Genomic DNA, 10,519 nt, shown 5'->3' on the forward strand with positions numbered 1-10,519 from the left:
CAAAATAGCTTCATTATATTATTTTTGTCCCGGATTATTCTTAATATATATTTAATTTAATCAATGAGAAGATTAGCGTATTATAGACGTTCTTCTAACGCTTTCTTCTTATCTTCATATCCAGGTTTACCTAATAACGCGAACATGTTTTGTTTATATGCTTCAACACCAGGTTGGTTGAATGGGTTAACACCTAATTGATATCCGCTCATTGCGCAAGCTAATTCAAAGAAGTAAACGACATAACCAAATGTTTCTTCATCTAAACGTGGTATATTCACAACTACGTTAGGTACGCCTCCATCAGTATGTGCTAATAATGTACCCTCAAATGCTTTCGTATTTACTTCATCAATTGTTTTACCTGCTAAGTAATTCAATCCGTCTAAATCATCACTATCTTCTTCAATTGTAAGATCGTGTTTAGGGTTGTTTACTTTTACAACTGTTTCAAATAAGAAACGACGTCCTTCTTGAACATATTGACCTAATGAATGTAAGTCCGTTGTATAGTTTGCGCTTGATGGATAAATACCTTTAAAGTCTTTACCTTCAGACTCACCGTACAATTGTTTCCACCATTCATTGAAATATTGCATTGATGGCTCATAGTTAATCAACATTTCAGTTGTATATCCTTTACTATATAAAATGTTACGGATTGTCGCATATTGGTACGCAATATTTTCATTTAAGTTATCTGATGATAATTCTTTACGCGCTTTGTTAGCACCAATCATAATTGATTCAATATTAATGCCAGCTGTTGCAATTGGTAATAAACCTACAGCTGTTAATACTGAATAACGGCCACCTACATCATCTGGTACAACAAATGTTTCATAACCTTCATTATCAGCCAATTGTTTTAATGCACCTTTAGCTTTATCTGTAGTAGCAAAAATTCGTTTTTTAGCTTCATCTTTACCATATTTTTCTTCAACTAATTGTTTAAACAGTCTGAATGCTACTGCAGGTTCTGTAGTTGTTCCAGATTTTGAAATTACATTCACAGAGAAATCTTTATCTGATAAGTAATCTACTAATTCTTTAGTGTATGTTGATGATAAGTGATTACCAACAAATACAATTTCCGGATATTCATTTGAATTTCGGAATGAAGAAGTTAACATTTCGATAGCAGCACGTGCACCTAAGTATGAACCGCCAATACCGATAACTACAAGTACGTCTGAATTTGATTTAATGCGTTTTGACGCTTCAACAATTCTTGAAAATTCTTGCTTATCGTAATCTTCTGGTAGATTGACCCAACCTAAGAAATCACTACCTGCACCAGTACCTTCATGAATCGTTTTATGGATAGTTTTAACGATATCTTGTTGTTGATCAATTTCATGTTGACCAAAGAATTCTAATGCTTTGCCATAATCTAATTGAATATGAGTCATTTTATAAAAGCCTCCTGTATGTCCTTGTTGATTTAATTTTACTAACTTTATGCTATCTATTCAATTGACATGACTGACTATTCACATATTTTCAAATTAATTCAACAATTTTAAGACATTTTCTAATAATTCAAAAATGAATATTTTATAAATAAAATAATAATACTGAAAATGAGTCATGTTGCATTATCCCCTTTAATTCAATGGAATTCATTATTATATACAGATTTCAAAATTTTGTATATTTATGTAAAAAAATGGTTTTATTTTCATTTGATATCTGTTAGTATTAATTTATATCAATTTTCAGAAAAATTATGAGGTGAATTTTAATGAAAGAGAAAATCGTATTAGCATATTCAGGTGGATTAGATACAAGTGTTGCCGTTAAATGGCTTATAGATAAAGGCTATGATGTTGTAGCTGTATGTTTAGATGTTGGTGAAGGTAAAGATTTAGATGTCGTTTATTCTAAAGCATTAGATATGGGGGCAGTTGAGTGTCACATTATTGATGCAACGAAAGAATTTAGTGATGATTTCGTAAGTTACGCTATCAAAGGTAATTTAATGTATGAAAATAGTTATCCACTCGTATCGGCGTTATCACGTCCACTTATTGCGAAGAAATTAGTTGAGATTGCAGAGAAAACGAATTCAATAGGTATTGCGCATGGCTGTACTGGTAAAGGTAACGACCAAGTTCGTTTCGAAGTTGCTATTAAAGCGTTAAACCCTAACCTTAAGACATTTGCGCCAGTTAGAGAATGGGGCTGGAGTCGTGAAGAAGAAATTGATTATGCTATCAAACATAACACCCCTGTTGGCATCAATCATGATTCTCCGTATTCTATCGACCAAAACTTATGGGGCAGAGCAAATGAATGTGGTATTTTAGAAGATCCATATGCTGCACCACCTAAAGACGCTTATGACTTAACAGCAGAATTAGAAGATACACCGGATACACCGGATGAAATCATTCTTTCATTTAAAAATGGTATTCCTGTTCAATTAGATCATAAAGATTATGACCTAGATCAATTAATTTTAACTTTAAATGAATTAGCTGGGAAACATGGTATTGGACGTATCGACCATGTTGAAAATCGTCTAGTTGGTATTAAATCTCGTGAAATATATGAAACACCTGGTGCTGAAGTTATCTTAAAAGCACATAAAGCACTTGAGACATTAACCTTAACTAAAGATGTAGCTCATTTTAAACCAGTAATAGAGAAACAATTTGCTGAACAAACATATAACGGCTTATGGTTCTCACCATTAACAGATAGCTTAAAATTATTTATCGATAGTACACAACAATATGTTGAAGGTGATGTCAGAATTAAACTATTTAAAGGTAATGCAATTGTTAATGGAAGAAAGTCTCCATATACTTTATATGATGAAAAATTAGCAACATATACTAAAGAAGATGCATTTAATCAATCAGCAGCTGTAGGTTTCATCGATATTTATGGTTTACCTACTCAAGTCAATGCTTATCTTCATGGAGGTTATAGTAATGAGTAGTAAAGCATGGGGTGGTCGTTTTCAACAACAACCTGAAGATTGGGTCGATGAATTTAATGCGTCGATTGATTTCGACCAAACATTGTTAGATGAAGATGTTCAAGGTAGTATTGCACATGCGACCATGTTAGCTAATCAACATATCATTTCGCAAGATGACAAAGATGCTATCATTAATGGATTAAAAGAGATCCAACAAGATTTTTATAATGGTAAGCTTGATTTTAAGAAGTCACTCGAAGATATTCATTTAAACATCGAACATGAACTCATTCAACGCGTTGGTGACGCCGGAGGTAAATTGCATACAGGTCGTAGTAGAAACGACCAAGTTGCCACTGATTTGCATTTATATGTTAAAAAAGAAGTCCAAGACATCCAAACACTTATACGTTCATTCCAAACATCCATTCTTAACCTAGCACAATCACATGTCAACACTATTATGCCAGGTTATACGCATTTGCAACGTGCACAACCAATTTCATTTGCACACCATGTTATGACGTATTTCTGGATGCTTGATAGAGATTATTCACGCTTTGTCGATAGTATGAAACGTATTGATATTTCACCATTAGGTGCAGCAGCATTAAGTGGTACCACACACCCTATTGATAGACATGAAACGCAACAGTTATTAGGATTCGGCTCAGTTTATGAGAATAGTTTAGATGCAGTAAGTGATCGTGATTATATTATTGAAACACTGCATAATATTTCATTAACAATGATTCATTTATCACGTTTCGCTGAAGAAATTATATTTTGGTCAACAGATGAAGCGAAATTCATCACACTATCTGATGCATTTTCTACTGGTTCATCTATTATGCCTCAGAAGAAGAATCCTGATATGGCAGAACTTATTCGTGGTAAAGTCGGACGTACGACAGGCCATTTAATGAGTATGCTCGTCACACTAAAAGGTCTACCACTTGCCTATAATAAAGACTTACAAGAAGATAAAGAAGGTTTATTTGATTCAGTACGCACAGTAAAAGGATCATTGCGCATTTTTGAAGGTATGTTAGATACAATGACTGTTAATACAGACCGTCTAAACGAAACCGTACATCAAGACTTTTCAAATGCAACAGAATTAGCCGATTATTTAGTAGCTAAAGATGTGCCTTTTAGAACAGCGCACGAAATTGTTGGAAAAATCGTCTATGAATGCATTCAACAAGGTATTTATTTATTAGATGTACCCCTTGCACGTTACCAAGAATTAAATGCAAACATTGATCAAGATGTTTATGATTATCTTAAACCCGAAAATTGTCTTAGCCGTAGAAAAAGTTATGGTTCTACAGGTCAAGATGCAGTACGCCATCAACTTAACGTTGCTAAGAAAGTATTAAATAACGATACCTTATAAAGGCTTGGAATGGGACAGAGTTCATTCATTATTCTGCCCCACTCCAGCCTTTTTTTGTTAACATTATTGAGTGAATTTTAACTATTTAATAATTATTTTAAGCTTTTGAAAATTCACTTCCTTTCATAAATATGCTTTGCTAGATTTTAACTGTAACTTTAACTGTGAAAGGATGAGTTTGTTGAAAGCAAAGAAAAAAGGTATCATTTCAAGTCTAACTATAGTTACTTTAGGGTTAGCAATTATACATACGCCTGTTGAAGCAAGTGGTAGTGCGATCTCAAATACTATAACGCCGAACCAATCTAGTACGTCTACAACCCAAGGTAATCAATCACAATGGACAACCAATTTAACAGGAGAACGCTACACTACTATTGCTCATCGTGGCGCAAGCGGCTATGCACCAGAGCATACATTTGCAGCCTATGACAAAAGTCACAATGAGTTAGGTGCTTCATATATTGAAATTGATCTACAACGTACCAAAGATGGTCATTTAGTCGCCATGCATGACGAAACAGTTGACCGTACAACGAATGGCTCAGGACGTGTCGAGGATTACACTTTATCGGAATTAAAGAAGCTTGACGCTGGTTCATCTTTTAATGAACAACATCCTCAATTTGCTAATGATCGATATAAAGGTGCTACAGTTCCAACATTAGATGAAATTTTGACACGTTATGGTACAGATGCAAATTATTATATTGAAACAAAGCAGCCTGATGTTTATCCTGGCATGGAACAACAACTTTTAGACACACTAGACAAACACAATATGCTTAATTCTAACGCGCTTCAGCACGGTCACGTATTGATACAATCATTTTCAGAAGCAAGTTTATTAAAAATGCATCAACTAAATGCGAATGTGCCATTAATTCGTTTATTAGACAAAGGCGAATTAGCACAACAAAGCGATGCCGATTTACAACGTATTCGTTCTTATGCAATTGGTGTAGGTCCTGAATATAGTGATTTAAATGAACGAAATACAGCGCATTTAAAAGACCTTGGCTTTCTTGTACACCCATTTACTGTCAATGAAACGGCTGATATGCAGCGTTTAAACCAATATGGTGTTGACGGTGTATTCACTAACTATGCTGATCAATATAAAGCAATCAGTGCTCAAAAATAAAAGTATGACTATGGTTCATAAATTAATAATTTAGTGAATAATAAAATAAACGCTATCGCTTGTTTTTGTATCAAAACAAACGATAGCGTTTTAATTATAGGCGCTTCGTCAAATGGGAGTGGGACAGAATTCTTTTTAAATTCGTTGTCCCACCCCCGCAAGGGTGACTAGAACTGAAAAAAGCTTGATTTAAGTGTATTTTCAGTTCAGTCAGCTACTGCGAATTTGATAAATAGCATTACTATATAATTTATGTCCCAGACTGATTGATTATAGAACCACTAAAAAAGATCAATTATCTTATTAATGTTATATGTTATTTTTTATTCGTCTTTTATTTTTTTAATGACCAATGATACTGCTTGCAATTATCGAAGTTACTAGTAAAAAGAAAGTAATAGATGATTATAGACAATAAAAATTTTTCTGATTCTTGTTTATATATTCTTTACTCACTTTTTTATCAGTACCTTCTAGCAATATATCATTTAATGGAAAGCTAAATTCTGAATACAAACACTTAAATATTTCTGTACTATAGCTTATAATACTACTCAAAGTTCCCCATTTTTTAATATAAGAGTTTTGCGCTCCCCTATTAACCAGTGTTATAATTTTGTGAACGAAAACGATTAACAAAATAATGCACCTCCTCTCTACGTCTAAATTTGACGCCCGAGAGATAGGCGACCTGTATAATATATCATCTATTATGTATGAGTGACAGATAACTTCTGATAAGTCATTTTATGTTAATTTATCTGATAAAATATCCTCTCATATTTTTAAAATACCCAAGATTCGTAGAATTGATGATTTTTAAAATTTTATTTTTTATTTTTATCCCTTTTTTCTTTTAATTTCGCTAAATATTTCGAAGTCTCATCCGTAAAAGTAGATACAATAGCAACGATTACATCTATTATTTTAATTAAAATTTCCACTGCTTAGTCCCCCCTTTTAATTTTTTATATACTATCTCCTTTTATAGGTGATCTTCCATTAGAATATTTAATTTTTAAAGAAACACATTCGTCTATTTTAGATGAGTTCATAACTTGAAAATGTAAATGTGGCTCGGAAGAGTTACCAGAATTTCCACATTTACCTTTCAAATCTCCTTGGTGTACCTTTACACCTATTGAAATGTTTATACTAGAAGTATTCTAAATGAGCTAAGAGGCTATATTCATTGTGTTTATGTGATATTAAAATATAATTTTTAAATAAATTATTATCTTTTTGTGAGTCACTATCAAGTTGTTTATTCTCTATATCTATTATGATACCATCTTGTGGGGCTATAATATCTTCACTAAAACAATAATAATCCTTATTAATATAGCCAAAATTTTTATAACTCATATTATTTTTTTCTAATAATTAAATCATAAGCATACCGTTGTGATTCATTTGGATAATGATAATTAAATAATTCATTATCTCCACCCCAAAATACTTCCCAACCACTATTTGCAGGCATTATATATTTGTTTAAAGTAAATTTATTTTTGTCTAGATATTTAATTATCTAATCTATCGAAGATACCCTCGCATAGCCAACAATCAGTGACATTTACCCCATAATTAATATACACCCTAATCATACGTTTTTAGTTGTTATAATTTCAACAACTTCATTTGTATGATTAGGGTATACCACAAGTAGAAATATAGATAAACATTTTTTACTTTTTAGTACTTTTAACATTATCAAAAGGATTACTTAACTTATGTTTAATACTAACTATTTATACTTATTAAAATAGAGTTAAACTTTTATTGAAAGGACTCATTATGATGGCTATAAAATTTATAAGACAATACGATGAAAAGGATTGTGGTCCTACTTGCCTTGCCATGATTTCACAGTTTTATGGTAAGCGTGTATCCATCCCACGTTTACGCGAATATGCTAAGACAGATAAATTAGGTACAAATCTATATGGTCTCGTACAAGCAGGTAAAAAGATTGGTATTGAGTTAACTGGTGTAAAAGCTGATTCCTTTGATGATTTAAAACAAGCACAATTACCAGTTATGGTACATATTATTAATCAACAAGGTTATGACCACTATATCATTATTGAAAAAATAAAAAATAACACGCTTTATGTTGTCGATCCTGCTAAAGGTAAATATAAGTTATCAAGTACTGAATTTGGAAAATATTGGACTAATATTGCTGTATTAATTGATAAAACAGATGATTTTACTACTGACAATGAATCACCCTCGTATCTTAATATTTTCATTGATATATTTAAAAATAATTATGGGAAGTTGTTATTTATTGCTTTTATCTCATTATTTATTAATGTTGTTGGTATTGTCGGGGCTCTATATTTTAAATTATTAACTGATCATATTATTCCATCCAATGTTCTTACAAATTTACATATTATTAGCTTAGGTATTTTACTTTTATACATAATCAATGCATTCATTAATTATTTAAGGTTTCAACTTATTTTACATTTAAGTTTGAAAATCGATGTTAATTTAATGAAAGATTATTTTTATCATGTTTTACATCTTCCGATGAACTTTTTTGATACACGTAAATCTGGCGAAATCTTACAACGTTTCATGGATACATCTAAAATTCGTGAAGCTTTATCATCTTCAACGGTAACGTTGTTAGTTGATACTTTCATGATTATTATCGGTGCTATATTACTTTATATGCAAAGTCCTTTGTTACTACTGATAACAATTATTTTTATACCTTGTTTTATTATTTGTAGTTACACTTTACGTAAACCTTTTGAAAAATATAATCAAAAGGTGGCTGAAAAGGATGCTGAATTGAGTTCATATTTAATAGAATCTTTTGATGGTAGTAATACTATTAAAAGTTATCAATCTGAAGACGATCGTTTCTACATGGGTACTACTAAATTTAACGGTATTATTGAAAACTTATTAAAACTGGGTAGATTTTCTAATATACAATTAACGGTTAACAACTTTTTAAAATTAACTATCAGTCTTGTTATATTATGGCTTGGTAGTTACTTAGTCATGACGGATAGTATGACGTTAGGTAGTTTATTAGCTTTTAATGCCTTAACTATTTATTACCTTGATCCCATTGAACGTCTAATAAATATTCAACCGACACTGCAATCTTCATTTGTTGCAGCACGCCGTATTGCTGAAATAACTGATTTAGAAACCGAAAATGAATTATATACTTCTAAACAACCTTATACTTTTAAAAACAACATTCGCATTGAAAATTTAGACTTTCAGTATGGCTTTCGAAGTGTGGTATTAAAAGATATTAATTTAAATATAAAAAAGGGGCAAAAGGTTGCTATTGTTGGTGAAAGTGGTAGTGGTAAATCAACTATAGGTAAGTTACTCAATCGCTATTACACTGCTTCAGAAGGTAATATTATGATTGATAACTATAGTATTGATAATATTGATCTATCCGACTTACGTAAGAATATAGGCTATGTTTCACAAAACACATTCCTTTTTGCTGATACAATTAAAAATAATCTTTTACATGGTAGCAATAAATACAAAAGTGACGAAGATATCGTTAAGGCTTGTCAGTTAGCAGAATCCCTAGATTTCATACAGAAATTCCCAGATCAGTTTAATACTATGTTAGAAAAAGAAGGCGCTAATTTATCAGGTGGACAATCTCAACGCTTATCTTTGGCACGTACATTTTTAAAAGATCCTGATATATACATTTTTGATGAAGCTACAAGTGCTTTAGATAGTTTAACTGAAAACAAAATTATGGAGCATACCGACTTACTAACTCAACGTGGTAAAACCGTAATCATTATTTCACATAAGTTAAGCACTATAAAAAATGCTGATAATATCTATGTTTTAAATGAGGGTCAAGTTGCTGAGAATGGTACACATGATGAGTTAGTTCATTTAAACGGTATATATAAAAATTTATGGCAACTTCAAATGAAAATAGACTAATTTTATATTAATATACGATATTTATTAAAAATATTTCGATGATAAAAAAATAAATTCAAAAAAAAGCTCATTTAATTGTATATTTACATTCTCTTTACATTCCGATGTTAATTTATAAAATGTAAGATGAAATTATTTAAAGGAGGACTATTTCAATGGAAACACTAAATGAAAAAGAATTAAAAGATATCAATGGTGGTCGTGAAACTGGTTGTTCTGGTAATTTTGAAGAAGATGGAATAATGTGCAATATAGGACAAGGTATTGGTAATTTAGTTAATAAATTCGAAGGAAAATAATTTAAAGGAGGACTATTCCATGAAAACACTAAATGAAAAAGAATTAAAGGATATCAATGGTGGTAAAGGGATTGTTGGTGAAATTACTGGCGAAATCACTGATATTGGTAATGCCATTTCAAATGGTTGGCATGATTTAAAAGAGGGTTATGGTACTCGAAGATAGAAATCATTATTTAAACTAAAAAGGCTCTTCGTCAAATCAGACTGATGAGTCCTAATATTGAGATTAAGCAACCTTAGGTTGTTTAATCTCTTTTTTTGTTGTTGAGGCAAATAGTCGCGAAGTTATAATAATTCTATTACGCAAATTATCATAGTTTCTATAACCAAAAGATACCCTTTTAATGAGTTTGATTTTATTATTAATTCCTTCTAACGGACCGTTGGTCAGGTTAGAATATGTCATAGTATTTTCAATGAAAGCTGTTAATCGTCTTAAAGTTCTAATGACTGGGCGTAGCTTAGGGCACACATCTGAAAGATGAATTGAAAAGAGTGTATGATTAAATTTTTCTATTTGATTTTCTTTTAATAATCGTCTTAACTCATGAACGTAGTGATATGTATTAAATAATTCTACATCTACACCTAATAAGTAATTCATAATGCCTTTTTCTGTTTTCCACTCTTTAAATAAATGGACTTTACGATAATTAAATACCCCTAGTGTTTCAAAAGGTTTAAGAAGTAGTTTCCAATAACTTTTATATTTATTATCAAGCGGTCTATTTGAGGTTCTACAACCATTCATTATATGAACTCTAGACATATTTAACGCTCGATTTAAA

Annotated in this window: 9 protein-coding genes; 6 read left to right on the forward strand and 3 right to left on the reverse strand. The window is 31.2% G+C overall.

Annotation, left to right across the window (positions count from 1 at the left end; genetic code table 11):
- Positions 1 to 80 precede the first annotated feature (80 nt).
- Positions 81 to 1,412 carry a glucose-6-phosphate isomerase gene (locus HMPREF3239_RS06565; protein WP_053029766.1) on the reverse strand — a complete coding sequence of 444 codons (1,332 nt, stop codon included), beginning with the start codon at positions 1,410 to 1,412 and terminating at the stop codon, positions 81 to 83.
- Positions 1,413 to 1,744: 332 nt separating this feature from the next.
- Between HMPREF3239_RS06565 and HMPREF3239_RS06570 the strand changes: the two genes are divergently transcribed.
- The 3 genes from HMPREF3239_RS06570 to HMPREF3239_RS06580 all read left to right on the forward strand — a co-directional run bounded on the left by HMPREF3239_RS06570 (position 1,745) and on the right by HMPREF3239_RS06580 (position 5,472).
- Positions 1,745 to 2,947, forward strand: coding sequence for an argininosuccinate synthase (locus HMPREF3239_RS06570; RefSeq protein WP_070855102.1), 1,203 nt, complete (start codon positions 1,745 to 1,747; stop codon positions 2,945 to 2,947).
- Complete coding sequence (gene argH / locus HMPREF3239_RS06575; RefSeq protein WP_070855103.1) at positions 2,940 to 4,328, forward strand: argininosuccinate lyase; 1,389 nt, start codon at positions 2,940 to 2,942, stop codon at positions 4,326 to 4,328. The genes HMPREF3239_RS06570 and argH overlap by 8 nt, the downstream gene beginning before the upstream one ends.
- 181 nt (positions 4,329 to 4,509) lie before the next feature.
- Positions 4,510 to 5,472 (forward strand): glycerophosphodiester phosphodiesterase, encoded by a 963-nt coding sequence (locus HMPREF3239_RS06580; RefSeq protein WP_141763598.1) that lies wholly within the window; start codon positions 4,510 to 4,512, stop codon positions 5,470 to 5,472.
- 968 nt (positions 5,473 to 6,440) lie between these two features.
- Here the strand turns inward: HMPREF3239_RS06580 and HMPREF3239_RS12785 are convergent.
- The gene (locus HMPREF3239_RS12785; RefSeq protein WP_141763600.1) at positions 6,441 to 6,626 is read right to left on the reverse strand and encodes a M23 family metallopeptidase; all 186 of its coding nucleotides are present in this window, start codon (positions 6,624 to 6,626) and stop codon (positions 6,441 to 6,443) included.
- 646 nt (positions 6,627 to 7,272) lie between these two features.
- Between HMPREF3239_RS12785 and HMPREF3239_RS06595 the strand changes: the two genes are divergently transcribed.
- From HMPREF3239_RS06595 to HMPREF3239_RS06605, 3 genes are all read left to right on the forward strand, one after another.
- The gene (locus tag HMPREF3239_RS06595) at positions 7,273 to 9,429 is read left to right on the forward strand and encodes a peptidase domain-containing ABC transporter (protein ID WP_070855107.1); all 2,157 of its coding nucleotides are present in this window, start codon (positions 7,273 to 7,275) and stop codon (positions 9,427 to 9,429) included.
- 155 nt (positions 9,430 to 9,584) lie between these two features.
- Complete coding sequence (locus HMPREF3239_RS06600; RefSeq protein WP_070855108.1) at positions 9,585 to 9,728, forward strand: bacteriocin; 144 nt, start codon at positions 9,585 to 9,587, stop codon at positions 9,726 to 9,728.
- Between the two features lie 19 nt (positions 9,729 to 9,747).
- Positions 9,748 to 9,894 (forward strand): bacteriocin, encoded by a 147-nt coding sequence (locus HMPREF3239_RS06605; protein ID WP_070855109.1) that lies wholly within the window; start codon positions 9,748 to 9,750, stop codon positions 9,892 to 9,894.
- 63 nt (positions 9,895 to 9,957) lie between these two features.
- Here HMPREF3239_RS06605 and HMPREF3239_RS06610 read toward each other — a convergent pair.
- Positions 9,958 to 10,519: transposase (locus HMPREF3239_RS06610; RefSeq protein WP_141763601.1), on the reverse strand; the 562-nt coding region annotated here is incomplete at its 5' end.

This window comes from Staphylococcus sp. HMSC34C02 (assembly GCF_001838705.1).
Taxonomy (GTDB): Bacteria; Bacillota; Bacilli; order Staphylococcales; family Staphylococcaceae; genus Staphylococcus; species Staphylococcus borealis.

Bases quoted from the DNA above. Each gene is read 5' to 3' on its own strand.
- HMPREF3239_RS06605 (WP_070855109.1), top strand. From the start codon at position 9,748: ATGAAAACACTAAATGAAAAAGAATTAAAGGATATCAATGGTGGTAAA.
- HMPREF3239_RS06570 (WP_070855102.1), top strand. From the start codon at position 1,745: ATGAAAGAGAAAATCGTATTAGCATATTCAGGTGGATTAGATACAAGT.
- argH (WP_070855103.1), top strand. From the start codon at position 2,940: ATGAGTAGTAAAGCATGGGGTGGTCGTTTTCAACAACAACCTGAAGAT.
- HMPREF3239_RS06600 (WP_070855108.1), top strand. From the start codon at position 9,585: ATGGAAACACTAAATGAAAAAGAATTAAAAGATATCAATGGTGGTCGT.
- HMPREF3239_RS06565 (WP_053029766.1), bottom strand. From the start codon at position 1,412: ATGACTCATATTCAATTAGATTATGGCAAAGCATTAGAATTCTTTGGT.
- HMPREF3239_RS06595 (WP_070855107.1), top strand. From the start codon at position 7,273: ATGGCTATAAAATTTATAAGACAATACGATGAAAAGGATTGTGGTCCT.